The following is a 17,955-nucleotide window of genomic DNA, read 5'->3' on the forward strand; positions in this document are numbered from 1 at the left end:
TTAGGAATCATTTATAAAAAATGCTTCTTTGTATTTGACTTAAGAAAAACATTTTGAGATCAGTGTTTTAGTTTCCAGAGTTTCCACCAGGGAGTTCCGGGTGAATCATGGTGTTCATAATGATAGCCAAAAAAATAACAGCCAAAGAAAGCGAAAAGATGATTTTTCTTTTGGGTACCCGACTGATGCTTGTTCGAATGTTCACCATGGTGAGGAAGCCAGGTGCCAAAATAAAACAGTTGAAGTGTACTAAGTAAGGACGGCAGTACCCAGAATAAAATGAGATTTACTTCAGCAACCCATAGTTTTAGCACATTATAAATCAGAGCCATCAGCACAAGCTGCCACCAGGATAAATATTCTTTGATAAAACTAATATACCAGGTTACAAAGTTCCCTTCGTGATAATCAGGGTCAAGCTCAGTATGCACATGCCTGTGATGTTTATGATGTTTATCATACAATTTACTGAATGGAAAACCAGCGTATAATGCTGTACAAACCTGGCCAATAAAATTATTAAGTGTTGGATTAGGGCTTACTGTACCATGCATTGCATCATGAGCTGTGATAAAGAGCCCTGTATATAAATGCATCTGAATAAGAATCATTAAATAAAGTACCGGATTCTGCAGATTTACCTGCCAGGTCATTAGATTTATAATACTCAAAACCCACAATCCGATTACAATCAGCGCAATTATTAATCCTGTATTCGACTGATGTTTGGGCATAGTATTTTAGTTTCTCAATATTCTTCCAGAACAGCCTTAATTTGTTGCATCAACCATAATGGAGTTGAAGTTGCACCACAAATTCCAACTTTATCTCCGGGCCTGAACATTTCTCTGGACAACTCTTCCTTACTCGAAATAAAATAAGTGTTTGGGTTAACACTCTTACAAACATCAAATAAAACCTTACCATTTGAAGACTTCTTGCCAGACACAAAAACGATATGGTCATAGTTTACAACAAACTTTCTCAGATCTTCATCCCTGCTTGAAACCTGCCTGCAAATGGTATCATTTGCTTTAATATCGTATCCTCGTCTAATCAGTTCATCCTTAATCTCGTAAAACTTCGCAGTACTTTTGGTTGTCTGGCTGTAGAGTGTGAATTTCTGTGGGAGATCCGCATTATCAAGTTCCGATATATCCTGAAATACAAGTGCATCATTATTAGTCTGACCCTGCAATCCTATAACTTCAGCATGCCCGTGCTTACCAAAAAGTAGTACTTTTTCATTATTATCATAGGAGTTCTTAACCCGGTTCTGAAGCTTTAATACAACTGGACAGGATGCATCGATCAGCGTGATATTATTCTCAAGGGCCAAACGGTATGTTTCTGGGGCTTCACCGTGAGCCCGGATCAAAACCTTCTCATTTTTAATGTTATGCAGATCCTCATGAGAAATAATTTTAAGTCCCATCGCCTTTAGACGGTTTACTTCTTCATCGTTATGCACGATATCACCTAGACAATACAGATAACCATCCTCAGCCAGAATGTCTTCAGCCATATCAATGGCATAAACCACTCCAAAACAGAATCCTGAATCCTGATCAATCGTTACCTTCAGATTATAGTCCATTACTTTTACTCAATTGCTAAAATTCAGCGGATTTATTACAAAAATACGAAAATGTTCATCACAAAGCCCATAAATTAAGGGCGAGGAAAAAACCGATCTGTGCAAAAAGAAGCAAAATTGCTGCACTATTCTCCTTTCTGAAATTTAAGCCTGAAAAAAACAGAAATAGAAAAAAAGAAAAAATATACCAGCCCAGGTAGTTTTGAACAGGAATTATGCCCCCAAGCCAAGACCAATAATCAAACCTTATTGCCACAGGCTCGATCAGGAAATCAATTCCCAGCAATATACCTGCGCCTAATGCAGAAAACAACAATCTGCTTTTAAGATTGAACTTCTGTAGAAATACTCCGGTGCAATAGACAAGAATCAACCAGTTTACTCCGATGAGCAGCGGAGTTGCCCATAATTTAATCCCTAAAGCATTTCCATAAGAATAATTTCCAAAGATTTGCCCGGTATTAACACCGATCACTTCAATAAAAAAACCTGCCAGATAGATCCCAATAACAAATTTTATAAGGTCAGGAGATCTGTCATTTACAGTTAGAACCATCAGCAACAGCATCAGCAATAAATGGAATGGAACAAGTTTTATGAAAAGATCTTCAAGCGCCGGACTCAGAAAACCATACAGACCAACGAGATGAAATAATACAATTATCAAACTGCAAAGTAATGTTCTGTTCATTGTCAGTTTCTTATTATCCTACCCTTCCAGAGTATGGTTTTAGTAAAATGTTTTTTCACAGATTGTACCGAAATAAATACCATACATAGTAATTGAAAAGGGTGTAGCAGAAGATTCCGCCAGACACTCTGACCTGAAAGTAAGGAAATCATTATTCTGCTTAACACGATCAGAGATAAGGCAAACATCACCAGTTCTATACCAAGAAAGTAAGTGATAGCTATTGGTCCCAGCACTACAAGGAAGAGGTAGAAAAAAAGGCCGAGAACATTATAGTTAAAGCCTGCAAAAAAGTTTTTACTAAACCCCTCAACGGCCTCCGAAAATGAACGATACATACGGCAATGAATGTATCCGTTTGCGAGTAGTGCCTCCGCTTTGTAGCCATTGACCTTGACCAGCCTCATTATCTCAATATCCTCCACCACTTTGCCTTTCACCTGTTCATGCCATAGATTCGTTTTGTAATTATCTGCATCAAACATCATAAACTGCCCGCTCGCGGCAGAAAAGGAAGGATTAGCGGATAACCTGACCAGTCGGAGTGGAAGCAAATTAAGCAAAAGGAAATGCATAAGCGGAACCACCAATCGCTCACCCCATGTAACTGTCACCTGGTCTGTAAAGATACTGAGAAGACCGAGCTTGTTTAGTTTCATCCTGTGAATAGAATTATTGATCAGCCCATCAGCGATCGTTTCATCCGCATCAAGAAAAATAAGGTACTCGCCTTTTGCCAGGTCGGCAAGCTGAGAACATGCAAAATTCTTTCCAAGCCAGTCTTTGGGGAGATCTTTACCCCTAACTACTTTAAAGCGTTTGTGAATTTCACAGAAATCCGAGCAGAGCTTAAAGGTTTGATCAGAAGAATGATCATCAAGCACAATGACTTCAAAATTTTGATAATCCTGATCCCGGATAGACTCAAGCAGATCTATAATATTTCGTTCCTCATCTCTTGCCGGGATTAAAATTGAAACCAGGTCATTGTACTTTTTTCCGGTCTTGGTCAGCTTCGGATTAGATATGAAGTTAAACAGGGTTACCGTGAACCTCAGAATAAGAAAAAAATAGATGAGGTAAATCAGGGTCATGCTTATACTTGAATCGCGGTTTGCTTTAGCCGCGATGTTTCATAATGTTTATTGAATGCGCTTTTAATTAACTGCAGACTCGTAAACTCCGCACCCTCCCAGTCCTGAAGATAGCAGGTCATAACCGGCTTGCGATGCTCAAAATAATCAACAAAACTGGCAGCAAAAATATACTGAAATTTGCGGCTTGAGCTATTAATCAGATTGATTAAACCCTTTTGGAACTGAATTTCATCCACGTGGCCTGAATAAAGTTTTCCCTGAGGAAAGATAAGCACCAGATTTTCAGGATCATTTAGCAATTTCCCTGCATATTCCAGTGTTTCGATTGCACTCCGGGAATTCTTCTTTACCGAAAAACTTCCCAGATACTTTAAAAACCAAACCTTCCTATAGTTTTCTTCTGTAATCATTACATGAAACTTTTTCCTGAAATAAAGGCGGTTTATCTGAAACATCAAAAAGCCATCCCACCAGGAACAATGGTTAGCAAGCAATAAAATAGACCTGTCTTTATCAAAATCTGTCTTGTTAAATTTCAGTTCTTCGAAGTCCGATTTAATAATTCTATTGATATACCAGGAGAAGAATTGAAAAATAATTTTGTTCCGGCGTGGTTCAAGCATAATTAAAGATATAATTTTTTATAAGCCCTGAAATATTTAAAGACAGAACATCTAAAATATTACTTAATCAGTCCATCAACTATTTTTGCCGAAAGCAATGCAAGGGGTATCCCGCCTCCCGGGTGTACGCTTCCTCCCGCAAAATATAAATCCTTAATACCTGATGAAAAATTAGCATGCCTTAAAAAAGCAGAAAACTGACTGTTAGAACTGCTTCCATACAATGAACCCTGGTATGAAAAGGTCTTCGAATCAATCCCCCTTGGATCCAGAACAGATTCACAAGTAATCAGCTGACTAATATCTCTTCCAAGATTTCTGGAAAGCTTTTCTATAATATTTTTTCTTGAAACCCGAATCAGTTCGTCCCAGTCCTGCCCTGTATCAGAAGGTACATTGATCATTGTAAACCAATTTTCAGTGCTTTCGGGAGCATCATGTGGATTGCTTTTTGAACTGATATTTACATAAATTGTTGGATCAGAACCTATACTTTTCTCCTTCCATATCTGTCTGAATTCTTCCTCATAATCTTCGGTAAAAAATATATTATGCAGGCCTAATTCAGTGAAGGCAGCATTAATACCCCAGTAAAAGATCAGAGCTGAACTGCTGCGTTCCTGAATCTGCAAGCGTGCAGGAGGCTTAATTCCCTTCATCAAACGGGTGTAAGTATACCAAACATCCATATTGGAAACGATCAGATCGGCGGAATGACTTTGCCCTTCACAGATAAGGCCAATTACCTTATTATTTCTTATTTCTATCTCATTAACATAGGAATTGAAATGAAATTTAACCCCCAGGTCAATCGCCAGTTTTGTAAGTGAACTGACGATGGCGTACATTCCTCCAAGCGGGAAATAAGCGCCAAAATGCTGTTCAAAATGAGGAATTATATTAAGTGTGGCAGGAGCCTGATAGGGATTTGAACCATTGTAGGTTGCATAGCGGTTAAACAGGCGAACGGTTCGGCTATCCTTGAACCTGGCCTCATTGGCTTGATTCATTGATCGAAAAGCATCAATCTGAGGAAACCGCAAAAGTGATTTAAGGGTGCCTATGTTCAGGTAACTACGCAACTTATGAAGGGATCTTTGCAGGAATACAGGATTTGTAATTTCATAAATATCCCTGCTTTTACTCAAAAAATCTAAAACAGAATCAGCTGAGTCATTGGTCTTTTCTGCTATTTCCTCCGAAAACTTTTCAGGATCAGCAAATGCATGAATTCTGGTACCATCTTCATAAAAGTAATTGCAAATGGTGTCAAGTTTATCATATTTAAAATAATCCGGAGGATTTTTACCCGCAAGACGAAAAAGCTCATCCACATATTGAGGCATCGTAAATAAACTTGGTCCCGCATCGAAACGAAAAGACCCCAGCCTGATTTCAGAAAGTTTTCCTCCAGCCTGAGCCGAGGCTTCAAAAACCTCAACCTGATGACCTTTTATAGCCAGTCGAATAGCGGCAGCAATACCGGCGATACCCGCACCAATAATAATGGCTTTAGACATGAAGCGAAAATACGCTATTTCATCCCTAAATGAGATTTGGATGAAAATATGACAGGAATATTATTCAATAATACCGCTAATTCCTCCGTAAATAAACTATCTGCCCCTCGAACCTTTTAACCACTGATCTACTGAATATGGACCGGAACCTACAATCCAGAAAAGAATAAGCAGCATCAGGACCAGCACTGATAACCAAAGTTCTGAATTAAGCGGAGAAAATCCCTTTGTCAGATTCACGAAAAATACCGCTCCCAAAAGTATAGGTATCTGAATAACGGCGGCAAAACGGGTCACAAGTCCCAGTGTAATTAAAACCCCTCCTACCAGGTGGGCAAAAGCGATTGTATGCACAAGCGCAAGTGCCATCAGTCCCGAAAATCCAAAAGCACTATTTTGAATAATCCAGTCCTTCTGAGCTTCAGTATCGCTGATAAAAGCTAGCCCTTTACTTAAAATTAAAAGTCCAAGAACTATCCGGATTGAGTCGAGCCACTTCGCGTGATGTACATCGCCCCAGTGCTCTATTTTTTGAACTAAGTTCATAACAACCTCCTTTTTAATGAGTTGAGTATATCAATTTACAAAAAATTGGGGGTTATAGCAAATTAAACTTAGGTTTTGTGACTTACTTAAGGGCATTGAGAACTCTGAACATTTTCTGCCTGATGGCAGAACTGCTTCCATTATAATTATTGATCATAAACGAAAATACCATAGGGGTTCCGGAAGCTGAAGTATGGTATCCGGTATACGCGATTACATCACTGATTGTCCCACTTTTCATTTTCATATTATTATACTGCGGGAGACTATTGAAATAGTTATCAAACCAAATTTCCTTCTTTAGAGATTGAAGTATTCGTGCCATTGCCATAGTTGTGACCCGGTTCGCTGGTGATAAACCACTTCCATCATAAATATTCATTGATGCTGGATCTATTCCGATCTTTTTACTCCAAAAATCCTTCACAAGTTCAGTACCCTGACTTATGGTTACATCTTTCCCTTCTTTCCAGGCTATTGTTTTTATCAGGTGTTCACCAAACAGATTAATACTCTTCTGATTAAACCAGTAAACAATTTCATGAAGCGGAGGAGATATATGAACTGAAATAATTTTTGTTTGAGGCAGTAATGGTTTCCTGTTTGATGCTAATACTCTTGCAGTAATTACACCATTTTCAACCTGAATATCCGATTGCCTTAATTTATTCTGCAAACGATAAGCAAGATCATAAGCCGGATCAGGAACTGAAGCTGAAATTACCTTCTTAAGATCAACTCCATAAGTTCCCCTCAGGTAAACAACAGTTGAAAAAGGGGCAGAATAAGCATAAACATTATCTCCTGTGCCCGGGGCGCCAGTTTTTACTTCATTAACAATCTTAAGGTATGACATTTCGGGATCAGTTCTCAATAGTTCCGCAGGTTCCCCGACTCTGCCAGGTTTAAAATGCATGTCAAATTGGTTTTCGCGCCAGGTTAAAGAAGATGGTCCGGCACCATAATAATTCCCCATATCCTGCCAGGTCCAGCCCCCTGGCATGGTTTCAGTTCCAAATAAGCTATCATCAGCAATAATTTGTCCTGCAATATTTTTAATCCCGGTTCTTGTCAGGGCGTCTACCCATTTCCTGAGTATCATATCAGACCGGCTCTGGTCGTAGCGATCACTTCCCAACGCAGGATCTCCTCCACCAGTAATGATGATATCCCCGTTCAGGGTTCCGTTTGCAGAAATTGAACCTGAATAGCCCAGTGTTGTTTCCCAGGTAAAATCCTTACCCAAAATATGGTAGGCACTTGCTGAGGTAATTGTTTTAAGTGTAGAAGCACTTGCCAGACCTGTATTCCCATTTGCTGAATAAATCACATCTCCGGTTTCGGCGTTCAATACGCTCAATGAGCTACTGGCATACCTCATCTGGGGATCAGATTCAAACGTTTTGTAAGCATTTTCGATCTTTTGTTTCAGACCTTGTGCATGAGCAGATGGAATAAAAAATACAAGAATAAGAAACAGGAAATTTTTCATCTTTATTTGTTAGACTTTATTCAGAATCGATAATTTAACCTGAACAAAAAAATTAAATACCTTTTGATAAAGAAAGGAATCTTCCTACCGATAAAGAAGTACGGATCAGGTTAGAAGCGGTGTATTTCAATGCAGTCTCCAAATCAGTTGGCTGGTTACCAATAGCAAATAGCAGATCAAAATATTTATTCATCTCAGGATGATCATGCAGGGGTACTTTTCCGGCAAGTCCGATAACCGGGATGCCTTTCTCCTTTGCATATTTAGCCACTGCAAAAGGGCCCTTACCCTGCAAAGTCTGCTCATCCAGACTGCCTTCTCCGGTTATCAGCAGATCGGCATTTTTCAAACTTTCTTTAAAACCGGTGATCTGTAAAAAATGTTCCCCCCCATTTACTAATTCAGCATTTAAAAAAGCCCGTAAAGTCGCAGCGATACCACCTGCAGCTCCTCCATGAATAATCTCATTCATTTTGATTCCTGTCGACTTAAATGCAAGATCAGATAAATTGGTCAAAGCAAGATCCAGAAATTTCACATCTTCAGGGCTTGCTCCTTTTTGGGGACCAAAAACTTCGGCAGATCCCTGTTCACCCAGAAGTAAATTATCAACGTCACAGAGTACAGTGATATGACATTTCAAGACCCGTTTATCAAATTCTGCAGCATCAATTTGCCGGAAGCGGGACATATTGAGGGGCAAAGCCGCCAATTCGAGTCCATCAGCATCCCTGAATTTCATACCCAAAGCACTTAGAATTCCAATTCCACCATCAACAGTTGCAGAACCTCCAAGACCAATTATAATCCTTTCGACCTCTCTATCCAGTGCAAATCGGATTAATTCCCCAGTTCCGAAAGAGGACGCCATTAGGGGAGATCTTTCTTCCGGATTTAACAAGCGGATACCTGAGGCATCCGCCATTTCAATTACAGCTGTTTTGCCCAGATCTGTTATACCCAATGAGGCTTTAATCAATCGGCCCAAAGGATCATGAACCTCATACTCATGCCAGACACCTCCGCATCTCTCTACAATCAAATGTCCGGTACCATCCCCACCGTCTGCAATGGGGAAACATTCAGAAGTAAAATTTAAACCGCTGCGTTTTAAACCCTCCTGAATAGCATCAGCAGTCTCATTTGCCGTAAGACTATGTTTAAAGGCATTTGGGGCAATCAGAATATGCATGATGCTGAACTCAGAGCAAATTTAATCTTCAACCTCTACCACCATTTCAATTTCCGTAGCCCAATTTGCCGGAAGCGCTGACATCCCAACTGCTGAACGGGCATGTTTACCTTTCTCTCCAAATACTTCTACCATCAGATCTGAAAATGCATTCATCACTTTAGGCTGATCTTTGAAATCAGGGGTAGATTGCACCAAACCTAAAACCTTGACAATTCGCTTTACTTTATTCAGGTCACCAAGTTCAGCTTTTAAGCTCGAAAGCAATGAAATTGCGGTTAATCGTGCCGCTTCCTGGCCTTGTTCAAGCGTCAGATCATCTCCAAGCCTTCCGGTAACCCTGCTGCCATCCGGCTTATCAGGGCCATGTCCGGCTGTATATACAAGATTACCTACACGAACAGTTTTTACATAGCTTGCCAATGGGGCACTTGGCGCTGCTAAAACAATGTTCAGATCCTTCAATCGCTTATCGAAGTCAATAACTTCAGTTTTTGGTCCCTCATTTACCTGCTTTGTGGATGCAGAATTGCAGCCAATTAAAGCAATAGCGATCATAGATATTAAGAAATACTTCTTCATTATTTTAATTCTGGTAAAATTTAAATTAAATCAATTTCTGTAAAAAATTAATGCTGACCTACTAAATCTTTAAGAAAAGTAAATCAGCATTAAGATTAGAAATGTATGTGTTTAGGGAATTATTAATCCTCTACTTCAACAATCATTTCAATTTCTATGGCAATGTTTCCCGGCAATGCATTCATACCAACTGCAGAACGGGCATGCTTTCCTTTATCTCCGAAAATAGCAACCATCATATCAGAAAATGCATTCATCACTTTCGGCTGATCTTTAAATTCAGGAGTTGATTGAACCATTCCTAAAACTTTAACCACTCGCTTAACCTTGCTCAGGTCGCCGATCTCTGCTTTTAAGCTTGAAAGTAATGAAATACCGGTTAAACGGGCAGCTTCCTGACCTTGCTCAAGTGTTAAATCATCACCAACTCTGCCTGTTAAAGGACCTCCTTCTGCGCGATCAGGACCGTGACCTGAAGTATACACCAGGTTACCTACACGAACGGTTTTTACGAAATTTGCTGTCGGTGGCTTCGGAGTTGTAAGCTCTATATTCAATTCTTTTAAACGAGCTTCAATATTAACTGTATCAGCAGCAGCTGTTTCCTGTTTTGCAGCATCTTCCTGCTTTGGGTTACAACTTAATAAGGCTGCCGAAATAAGAAATAATAGGGAGTACTTTTTCATAATAATTTAATTTTTGGTTTTATTTATTTACAATGTTAATAGGTTTTTGATTCAGGAATGAAGATAAATTATTTTCTGCAATTCCCATCAATCTGGAACGGGCTTCTTTTGTTGCCCATGCAATATGAGGGGTAATTAAACAGTTCTTTGCCTTAAAAAGAGGATTATCTGCAGATGGGGGTTCTACCGACAATACGTCGATCCCTGCGCCGGCTATGATTCCCTCGTTCAAAGCATCCGCCAGATCCTGGTCAACCATCAGCGGCCCCCTGGAGGTATTCAAGAAGAATGCTGTACGCTTCATCAGTCTTAAGCTATCCTTATTAATGATACCCTGTGTTTCAGGGAAGAGCGGACAGTGAACACTAACCACATCCGATTCCTTCAGCAGCTCATTCAGTTCTGCCCATTTAAAGTTTTTACGATGCGATTGATCTGATCTGGTTCTTGAAAATCCAATAATATTCATTCCAAAAGCCGTTGCAATATCCGCTACTTTCTGACCGATGCTGCCGAAACCAATAATTCCAATCGTTTTGCCTTCGAGTTCAATCAAAGGGTAATTCCAGTAACAAAAGTCAGGTGAAGCTGCCCAATCACCCTGACGTACCGAATCGCTATGGCTTTGTACGTGCTGACATAATTCCAGCAATAAGGCAAAGGTCATTTGAACCACTGATGCCGTACCATAACCCGGCACATTCGCAACAGCAATGCCTCTGGATTTTGCATAATCAACATCCACTACATTGTAGCCCGTCGCCAGAACTCCGATATATTTTAGATCAGGGAGCTGAGAAAGTATCGGCTCCCTTAGCGGGGTCTTGTTCGTGAAAATAATCTCTGCTCCCTGGCAGCGTTCCACAATTTGGTTTTCCGGTGTACGGTCATGCACCTCCAGGTCGCCGAATTTTTTTATTCCCTCCCAGTTCAAATCTCCGGGATTTAAGGTGTAACCATCTAAAACAACTAACTTCATGCTTATTTCAATTCTAATATTTCTTTACTTTCTGCTTTAAGCTTTCTACTTTAAGCTTACTAAACTCTTGCCCATGCCAAATTCAATACCCGCTTGGCATTCGCTATCACCACATCAGCATCCTCATCTCCAAAAGGTTTTATCTCAAAACTTACTACCGGTGGGGTTTGGGTATTTAGAAAACCTATGTTAAGCAGCACCTTTAAATATTCCACCACTTCATCCACATCATTCTCCCCATTTGGGAAGCCAAATCTTGGGTGAACATCTCCGTATGCAGCCATATCCGGACTTTTCACCACGCAGTTTCCAATATGAGCATGCACAATATAGTCCTTTACAGGAAGAATTGATTCTTCAATTGTTTCATGTATCAATGGAATATGGCTCAGGTCTACCATCAGACCAAAATGATCATGTGCTTTACGAATCTCTTTGGCATAACGTAAGGCCAGATCTGCAGGACCAATCAGGCTCCTTTTATCCACATCATAATCAAAAACCTCTAATGCAATTTTCATATCTCCTTTACTCTTTGCATAGGCACAAATTTCATTGGTTGATTTTACCAGGGCCTGAAAGGCTTCTTCCTTTCTACGTTCTTCATAGTTCCCACTCAGAAAAGCAAAACTGGCTGCTCCAATTTCATAGGCCTCATCAATACCCTGCTTCAAATTATCCAGTGCTTTCTGTCGTTCCTCCTCCACCAAACTGTTGATATTCATTCCTGTGGTTAACAGTCTTGGCTGAGCTCCATAAGCTACCGTCATATGAGAAGTTTCCAGCATCTTCTTTACAGCCAGACGGGTTTCAGGATCCTTGATTGTGGTAATTTCAATTGCACTGAAATAATCATCCACTGCAATTTTTCGGATCGTTTCAAGTACCGGTCCTTCACCTTTGATTGTTGCCGGGAAGGCCATAAAGTGAACCAGGCCAACACGCATGTATTTGTATAGTGATTCGTTCATTTTGGTATTTTGTATTAATAATTTCGTATTCTATTAGCTTTAATTTCTCTGATCTATATACTCTCCCGAATCGTTTTAATCAGGTTCAGTGCACGCTGACATTCTTTACTCAAATAATCATACAACTGATTCTCAATCACTGTTTTGGTAATCATTTTACTTCCGCCTACAGCACAAACCCCTACTTTAAACCAGCCCCTAAGGTTGTCCTCATTCAGTTCAATGCCCCCTGTTGGTAAGAAGGTCATATCAGTAAACAATGCCTGAACTGCCTCAATATAAGAAGGACCCAGGGTATTTGCCGGAAAAAGTTTTACCAAATTCACTCCACAGGATTCGGCACGGATGATCTCACTTGGGGTCATGCAACCCGGCACACAAAGTAAATTATGCTTATCTGAAAGTTCAATTACTGATTCCAACATACCCGGGCAGACCAGAAACTCTGCACCTTCATCAATATATTCCTTCGCCGCCTCAGCATTTTTTATAGTACCAATGCCCAACCGCATACCCGGCATTTCTGCATCGCAAGCCTTGCGCATTTCCTTGAAATTTTTCATTGCCTGCTCACCACGATTGGCATACTCGGTTGTCCGAATCCCTCCCTGGTACATTGCACGCATTAATTCAATACTTACACCGGCATCGGCAGCATAATACAAGGGAACAATCCCCTGTTCTTTTATGAGAGACTTCAGCTCTGCTTTCTTATCCATATTATATAATTTGTATTCTGATCAATAGTCCCTGAGGGCATATCCTACTGTTTGTATTTTACTTAGGTTATGTTAAAGTTTATACCCCTGACGGGCCAGAAGCCTCCATTTACCCTGCTTTTTTTGCCAGATCATGATATTGCCAAATCTGATCTCAACGGGATTACCCTTGTTTACGGCCTGGGCTATTGCAATATGCCTCACAACTGCATTTTTGCCTGAAACCTTAATCGTTTGATTTTGAAGTTCAAATTTCCTGAAAAAATTAGGGCCATTCATCACACCGGCGATAAATGCCGCCTTATCCTGAATCAGGCCGGACGAATGTCCATAACTCAGATCTTCCCATACCAAGTTTTTTAAGACTGTACTGTCAGTGCTGATAATGGCCTGATTAAATTCATTGACCAGTTGCACGAAACGTTCTTCCTTTTTAGTCTGAGCATTTAAACTAAAACTGATTGATGTTAATGCGATAAAAATGTAGAAATATTTTGTCTTCATATTTTACTTAGCAGAATTTAATTCGGTTTCATATTCATTTTCAGCACCCAGGGGTGGTCTATTCTGCCAGTAGGATGCCAGGATAGACCCACTGATATTCATCATCGGTCCATAGATCATAGGTGCCAATCCAACAGTACCCAGTTTGCCCATACCATGAGCCAGGCCCTTTGAAAGTCCCGCATTCTGCATACCCACATTTATTGCTATCGTCCGGCAATCCCTTTCATTCATTCCAAATAATCTTGCCGACCAGTAGCCCAGGGTATATCCCATTAAATTATGGATCAATACCAGCAAGATTAGCAGAGGTCCAACAGTTAGCAGACTCTCCCTACCTACTGCAGTTACAATGATGATAATGAAAGCAATCCCAAACATTGATACCATTGGCATTACTGAATTCAGCCATTTGATCTTATCCTTGAGTAATTCATTCAGCACGATGGCCAGTGTAATCGGCAGAATGACCATTTTCATAATATCCCACATCATATCTAGCACATTGATTTCAATAAAGGAACCACCCAATAGCTTCATTAGTAAAGGAGTAAGGAATGGTGCCAATAAAGTTGCTATTGAGGTCAGGGTGATCGAAAGAGCCAGATTTGCTTTGGCCAGATAAGAAATCACATTAGCAGCAACCGCATTCGGGGCACAGCCAATTAAAATCATTCCGGCAGCAATTTCGGGTTCAAAACTGCTCATACTTGCCAGAGCAAAACCGAGCAGGGGCATGATTGTAAAATGACTTAGGATACCCACAAAAACTCCTTTGGGAGCTTTAAATACCCCAAGAAAATCTTTATAATTCATCGTGATGCCCATCCCGAACATAATCAGCTGAATCAGCGGGGTAATCAATCCCGAAAGCTTATATCCATTGATCTCTACGAAATACTGCGGAAAGATCAGGGCAGTTGAAACCACACCAACAATCATGATCGGATAGGCAAATCCTTTTAAAGCAGAAACTCCCCTGACACCCAGGGCAACACAAACGATCCCAGCAATTAAGAAAGGTTCTGCTGTTTTTGGACTATTGGTCAGATAAAGGATCAGCGCTGCCAGGAGGCAAATTGCCCCTAGCCCCATTACGATTTTGAATATTGGCTTCATAAGTTATTTAATAGGTTCTTTTCGACATAAACTGATCCAATTGAGCACGGCTAATCTTCTTTTCATTCGGATTACGATCGAGCCACTTCAGATATTCAACCTTGATTGGATCAGTCCACTGAGTATCGACCTCATTTGCCTTATAAGTCCCATTCCTGATCATCTCATGTCCAAAACGATCTTTGGAAGCAATAAACTCTGCGGTAGAAACAACCAGCTCAGCCATATGAGCCGGAATGAAAACTACCCCTGCCCTTCCAGCAATAACCAGGTCGCCGGGAAGTACAATCGCCGCGCCAATTGTAATCGGTGTATTCAATCCCATAAGCACTACACCCTGTAAAAACTGTGGAGCAAAGTCTCTAACATGAGCGTTAAACCCCTTGATATCGGCCAGTCCATCAATATCCCGTGCAAATCCATCGAAAACAACTCCATTACCTGAATTTTTATAGATTACATTACCAAGGTTATCACCCATCAATGATCCTACTCTGCCCTTATTATCAGCTACATACACATCCCCTTGAGTCAGCATATTTATTGGCCAATGTAAATGTCTTCCGGCACGGCCCTCCTTTGCTGCACGATCTACAATATTCTTTTCCACATCAGGACGGATCGGCATAAACTGAGCCGTTAATGCCCGGCCTACTACTTTAACCTCTTCATGAAGTATTTTCCAGTTCCGCTCATACTGGTACAGGTATCCCTCATTATTCAGAATCTGCCAGGCTTCTTCAATCCCTATTTCACGGGCACGTTTCACAAGGTCATCCGAAATCCTTGGGCGGCCGTCTGCAAAGCGTTCCCCCTTCCAGGCTGAAGTCAGAAATATCAATTCATCTTTGGGTATTGCCTGCGCAAATACAGTGGAGACTGAACCTAAAAAACAAACAAAAATAAGAGATAGATAAAATCTATAGTTTTTTGAAAACATATAATTAAATTTGATACTAAGTTAATTTAAGAAAAATAATGCTTAAAACTGAGAAAATTTATGCCTTCTTCGGAAACTTCCAGATCTCCAGGGCATTTTTACCCATAATTAAATCCAGATCCTTTTCGGTATAAAAATCACAGTACTTGTACATAAACTCGAGTTCTTTATCCATTGGAAGTTCCCATCGTGGGAAAGGATATCCAGTTCCCCAGATGATCTGCTTTGCACCGAACTCCTCATAAATTGCTTTATAGAAGGGCAGCGTATCTTCATAAGGGTACTTTTTTATCTCCGACATTTCATAGGGTTCTGAATTACTGATCCACACATTTTTGAAATGACTGAGTTTAAACATTTTTTTAAATTCAGGCCAGCAATCAGCGGCTTTAAGATCCGGTTTACCGGCATGGTCAACTACTATTTTCACACCCGGGAAACGTTCTGCCATATCTTCAAGCATCGGCATTTGATGTGGCAGAATATAATAATTGAAACAAAGTCCAAGTTTTTCGGCTTCTTTCCACAATGGATAATGTGCTTCTGAATTTAGCCAGGTTTCTTTAGGATGGTAAATCGGACTGAAACGCATCCCCTGAAAACCATGCTCATTGACCCAATACCTCAGATTATCAACAATTTTAGGATCATGCGGATTCAGTAAGCCATGAGCTACAAAATGATTGGGATAGGTTTTAAGGCAATGAGCTTTGTAGGAATTATCCCATCCATAATAACGTGGATTTATTAATACCCCATATGTTATATTAAAATCCTTCATCTGCTTCACCTGATTTTCGATAGGTGCTTCAATTGCAGCTTTTGCATTTGGATTTTCGGGATGTTTGAATGGAAAACGAGTATCAAAATTCCAGGTTTCGACATGGGTATCGATCACCAGACGCTTTTTCTTAAATTTTTCCGGCATTGAAGCCAGTACTGAATCAATAGGATTAATCAAGCCCAACAAAGGCATTGCTGCCATACCTTTAATGATGTCTCTTCGTTTCATATTACAATGCTTTTTAATTGTTAAAAATCATCTTATCAGGTTGCCAATGGCTGACCACCCGGAATCATTACTTTTTGTTTCGGAAGTTTAGTAGTGTTACGTCTGGCCGTGAATTTAGCAGTCAGGTATTCGCCCATATGGATATCTCCGGCGATGATATCTCCATCCACTTTTCCTGAGAAGAGATAAATAATGATGTTCCCAACAATTGGGATTGTACTTCTGATCTTTACCTCATTTCCATCTATGGTACCCACCATGTTTTTTGTATCGAGATCTCCTTTATGAGTTCCCTGAATCCAGTTTCCATCCTGCTCAATAACAAAGGAATGCATACTGGTACTCAAAGCATATTGTACTTCAACATCCCAGCGTCCGCTAAGATTAGCAGCAGGTGCAGCCATTTCAGGTTTGAAACTTCGTTTTTTTGACAACACCTCATAAAGCCGATCAGCAACTATTTTCTCCTCACCCGGCTGCATATGTCCCGGTGTAATTTGTATTGAAGTAGTTCCATCAGCTTCGTCACGATTCCCTAATGCGATTCTGGGCTTATTCCTTCCTACTTCTTCAGCGATCTCATAACCCGTCACAGGATACTTTGCGAGATCCCAGATAATATGAAGGACCGGATATTTATTATTCAGATTTACCGGCTCAATAATTTTTGTGCTTATTCCGCTGATACCTGATACCCGTTTCGAAATTACATCAAGCCAGGCAAGCCATCTCTTCCATTCCGCATCATGATCACGCACGAGCCAATCTTCAACTGCAGCCACCATACCAACTATCTCATCACGATCCAGCTTATTATCACGGCCGGGCCCATGGTGCGGTGCACTTGCCTGCCAGGCTGCAAGTAAGATATTTTTTTTGCCAAGCATCAAACCTGCCGACTGAGGTCCGCGAATAGTTTTACCCCCGCTGTAAGCAACAATATCCGCCCCTCTTTTCAAATGTACAGGTGGAATTGTAAGACTTTCAGCAGCTGCGTCCATCAGAATTGGAACATTCATTGGTTTCGCAATTGCTGCGATAACTTCGAGTGAAAGTGGCTGACCGGTATCCGAAGCAGCTCCTGGAGTTCCGGAGGTCAGATAGATCATAGCCGTTTTGGGATTGATTGCTTTTTCAAGCTCAGCTGCCGTAGAAACTGTTATGATCCTGACTCCAATATTCCTTACCGCATGATCATAGTGCTGACGAGAATATCTTGGTATGATCACCTCAGTTTTCTCAAATCCGGTAAGATCAGGGATTCGGATCAGCCTTTCCGGGCTTCCACCGGTAACACAGGCTGCTGTAATGTGTTTAACTCCGGCTGCACATCCTGATGAAACCATTCCCCACTCTGTTTTTGTAAGTTCTGAAAGTCGCTTACCGGCTGCTTCTGCAAGTTCGTCGAGCTGAACAAAATTATTACTGGCCGCATCGAGTGCCGCTTTTACTTTTGGAAGTTTAATTGAACCACCAATAATAGTAAATGAACCTCTGCAGTTTATAATGGGTTCAACACCCATCGATCGATAAATATTCTTCTCGTCCAGGAATGAACTTAATGTTGTTTCTGCTAAACTTTCCAAAGATCCTTGCAAATCAACTGATTCTGCTGCTTTAACAGAAAGAATATTCCCGGTTACCGGAAGTAAAGCAAGGCCTTTGATCAAACTTCTACGCTTCAT

At 40.5% G+C, this 17,955-nt stretch carries 19 protein-coding genes; all 19 read right to left on the bottom strand.

What is annotated here, in order from left to right; all coding sequences use genetic code 11:
• Positions 1-59: 59 nt before the first annotated feature.
• The gene (locus VGE44_RS13415) at positions 60-734 is read right to left on the bottom strand and encodes a fatty acid desaturase (RefSeq protein ID WP_331079915.1); all 675 of its coding nucleotides are present in this window, start codon (positions 732-734) and stop codon (positions 60-62) included.
• A gap of 14 nt (positions 735-748) precedes the next feature.
• A complete protein-coding gene (locus VGE44_RS13420; protein WP_331079918.1) occupies positions 749-1,597 on the bottom strand; it encodes a 4-hydroxy-3-methylbut-2-enyl diphosphate reductase in 849 nt (282 codons plus the stop codon).
• A 58-nt stretch (positions 1,598-1,655) separates the two neighbouring features.
• The gene (locus VGE44_RS13425; RefSeq protein WP_331079920.1) at positions 1,656-2,288 is read right to left on the bottom strand and encodes a carotenoid biosynthesis protein; all 633 of its coding nucleotides are present in this window, start codon (positions 2,286-2,288) and stop codon (positions 1,656-1,658) included.
• A 2-nt stretch (positions 2,289-2,290) separates the two neighbouring features.
• Positions 2,291-3,382, bottom strand: a complete 1,092-nt coding sequence (locus tag VGE44_RS13430; protein ID WP_331079922.1) for a glycosyltransferase family 2 protein — start codon at positions 3,380-3,382, stop codon at positions 2,291-2,293.
• 2 nt (positions 3,383-3,384) lie between these two features.
• Complete coding sequence (locus tag VGE44_RS13435; RefSeq protein WP_331079925.1) at positions 3,385-4,008, bottom strand: lysophospholipid acyltransferase family protein; 624 nt, start codon at positions 4,006-4,008, stop codon at positions 3,385-3,387.
• A 59-nt stretch (positions 4,009-4,067) separates the two neighbouring features.
• Positions 4,068-5,528, bottom strand: coding sequence for a 1-hydroxycarotenoid 3,4-desaturase CrtD (gene crtD / locus VGE44_RS13440; protein WP_331079927.1), 1,461 nt, complete (start codon positions 5,526-5,528; stop codon positions 4,068-4,070).
• A gap of 96 nt (positions 5,529-5,624) precedes the next feature.
• Entirely contained in the window at positions 5,625-6,074 is a 450-nt protein-coding gene (locus tag VGE44_RS13445; protein ID WP_331079929.1) for a DoxX family protein, read from the bottom strand.
• 82 nt (positions 6,075-6,156) lie between these two features.
• On the bottom strand, positions 6,157-7,566 hold the full coding sequence (gene dacB, locus VGE44_RS13450; protein ID WP_331079932.1) for a D-alanyl-D-alanine carboxypeptidase/D-alanyl-D-alanine endopeptidase: 1,410 nt from the start codon (positions 7,564-7,566) through the stop codon (positions 6,157-6,159).
• Positions 7,567-7,618: 52 nt separating this feature from the next.
• The gene (locus tag VGE44_RS13455) at positions 7,619-8,758 is read right to left on the bottom strand and encodes a glycerate kinase (RefSeq protein WP_331079934.1); all 1,140 of its coding nucleotides are present in this window, start codon (positions 8,756-8,758) and stop codon (positions 7,619-7,621) included.
• Between the two features lie 21 nt (positions 8,759-8,779).
• Positions 8,780-9,340 carry a RidA family protein gene (locus tag VGE44_RS13460; RefSeq protein ID WP_331079936.1) on the bottom strand — a complete coding sequence of 187 codons (561 nt, stop codon included), beginning with the start codon at positions 9,338-9,340 and terminating at the stop codon, positions 8,780-8,782.
• A 122-nt stretch (positions 9,341-9,462) separates the two neighbouring features.
• Positions 9,463-10,026 carry a RidA family protein gene (locus tag VGE44_RS13465; RefSeq protein ID WP_331079938.1) on the bottom strand — a complete coding sequence of 188 codons (564 nt, stop codon included), beginning with the start codon at positions 10,024-10,026 and terminating at the stop codon, positions 9,463-9,465.
• Between the two features lie 19 nt (positions 10,027-10,045).
• Positions 10,046-11,005, bottom strand: coding sequence for a D-2-hydroxyacid dehydrogenase (locus VGE44_RS13470; RefSeq protein WP_331079940.1), 960 nt, complete (start codon positions 11,003-11,005; stop codon positions 10,046-10,048).
• A gap of 59 nt (positions 11,006-11,064) precedes the next feature.
• Positions 11,065-11,976 carry a sugar phosphate isomerase/epimerase family protein gene (locus VGE44_RS13475; RefSeq protein ID WP_331079942.1) on the bottom strand — a complete coding sequence of 304 codons (912 nt, stop codon included), beginning with the start codon at positions 11,974-11,976 and terminating at the stop codon, positions 11,065-11,067.
• A gap of 53 nt (positions 11,977-12,029) precedes the next feature.
• On the bottom strand, positions 12,030-12,695 hold the full coding sequence (locus VGE44_RS13480) for a bifunctional 4-hydroxy-2-oxoglutarate aldolase/2-dehydro-3-deoxy-phosphogluconate aldolase (protein ID WP_331079944.1): 666 nt from the start codon (positions 12,693-12,695) through the stop codon (positions 12,030-12,032).
• Positions 12,696-12,767: 72 nt separating this feature from the next.
• Positions 12,768-13,199, bottom strand: coding sequence for a nuclear transport factor 2 family protein (locus VGE44_RS13485; protein ID WP_331079946.1), 432 nt, complete (start codon positions 13,197-13,199; stop codon positions 12,768-12,770).
• Positions 13,200-13,202: 3 nt separating this feature from the next.
• Entirely contained in the window at positions 13,203-14,318 is a 1,116-nt protein-coding gene (locus VGE44_RS13490) for a bile acid:sodium symporter family protein (protein ID WP_331079948.1), read from the bottom strand.
• Positions 14,319-14,325: 7 nt separating this feature from the next.
• A complete protein-coding gene (locus tag VGE44_RS13495; protein ID WP_331079951.1) occupies positions 14,326-15,258 on the bottom strand; it encodes an RraA family protein in 933 nt (310 codons plus the stop codon).
• 58 nt (positions 15,259-15,316) lie between these two features.
• The gene (locus VGE44_RS13500) at positions 15,317-16,270 is read right to left on the bottom strand and encodes an amidohydrolase family protein (RefSeq protein WP_331079953.1); all 954 of its coding nucleotides are present in this window, start codon (positions 16,268-16,270) and stop codon (positions 15,317-15,319) included.
• A 35-nt stretch (positions 16,271-16,305) separates the two neighbouring features.
• Positions 16,306-17,955 (bottom strand): aminotransferase class V-fold PLP-dependent enzyme, encoded by a 1,650-nt coding sequence (locus tag VGE44_RS13505; protein ID WP_331079955.1) that lies wholly within the window; start codon positions 17,953-17,955, stop codon positions 16,306-16,308.

This window comes from Daejeonella sp., assembly GCF_036405355.1.
Lineage (GTDB): Bacteria > Bacteroidota > Bacteroidia > Sphingobacteriales > Sphingobacteriaceae > Daejeonella.

Coding starts and splice junctions, on each gene's coding strand:
- VGE44_RS13415 (WP_331079915.1), bottom strand. CDS start 734: ATGCCCAAACATCAGTCGAATACAGGATTAATAATTGCGCTGATTGTA.
- VGE44_RS13420 (WP_331079918.1), bottom strand. CDS start 1,597: ATGGACTATAATCTGAAGGTAACGATTGATCAGGATTCAGGATTCTGT.
- VGE44_RS13425 (WP_331079920.1), bottom strand. CDS start 2,288: ATGAACAGAACATTACTTTGCAGTTTGATAATTGTATTATTTCATCTC.
- VGE44_RS13430 (WP_331079922.1), bottom strand. CDS start 3,382: ATGACCCTGATTTACCTCATCTATTTTTTTCTTATTCTGAGGTTCACG.
- VGE44_RS13435 (WP_331079925.1), bottom strand. CDS start 4,008: ATGCTTGAACCACGCCGGAACAAAATTATTTTTCAATTCTTCTCCTGG.
- crtD (WP_331079927.1), bottom strand. CDS start 5,528: ATGTCTAAAGCCATTATTATTGGTGCGGGTATCGCCGGTATTGCTGCC.
- VGE44_RS13445 (WP_331079929.1), bottom strand. CDS start 6,074: ATGAACTTAGTTCAAAAAATAGAGCACTGGGGCGATGTACATCACGCG.
- dacB (WP_331079932.1), bottom strand. CDS start 7,566: ATGAAAAATTTCCTGTTTCTTATTCTTGTATTTTTTATTCCATCTGCT.
- VGE44_RS13455 (WP_331079934.1), bottom strand. CDS start 8,758: ATGCATATTCTGATTGCCCCAAATGCCTTTAAACATAGTCTTACGGCA.
- VGE44_RS13460 (WP_331079936.1), bottom strand. CDS start 9,340: ATGAAGAAGTATTTCTTAATATCTATGATCGCTATTGCTTTAATTGGC.
- VGE44_RS13465 (WP_331079938.1), bottom strand. CDS start 10,026: ATGAAAAAGTACTCCCTATTATTTCTTATTTCGGCAGCCTTATTAAGT.
- VGE44_RS13470 (WP_331079940.1), bottom strand. CDS start 11,005: ATGAAGTTAGTTGTTTTAGATGGTTACACCTTAAATCCCGGAGATTTG.
- VGE44_RS13475 (WP_331079942.1), bottom strand. CDS start 11,976: ATGAACGAATCACTATACAAATACATGCGTGTTGGCCTGGTTCACTTT.
- VGE44_RS13480 (WP_331079944.1), bottom strand. CDS start 12,695: ATGGATAAGAAAGCAGAGCTGAAGTCTCTCATAAAAGAACAGGGGATT.
- VGE44_RS13485 (WP_331079946.1), bottom strand. CDS start 13,199: ATGAAGACAAAATATTTCTACATTTTTATCGCATTAACATCAATCAGT.
- VGE44_RS13490 (WP_331079948.1), bottom strand. CDS start 14,318: ATGAAGCCAATATTCAAAATCGTAATGGGGCTAGGGGCAATTTGCCTC.
- VGE44_RS13495 (WP_331079951.1), bottom strand. CDS start 15,258: ATGTTTTCAAAAAACTATAGATTTTATCTATCTCTTATTTTTGTTTGT.
- VGE44_RS13500 (WP_331079953.1), bottom strand. CDS start 16,270: ATGAAACGAAGAGACATCATTAAAGGTATGGCAGCAATGCCTTTGTTG.
- VGE44_RS13505 (WP_331079955.1), bottom strand. CDS start 17,955: ATGAAGCGTAGAAGTTTGATCAAAGGCCTTGCTTTACTTCCGGTAACC.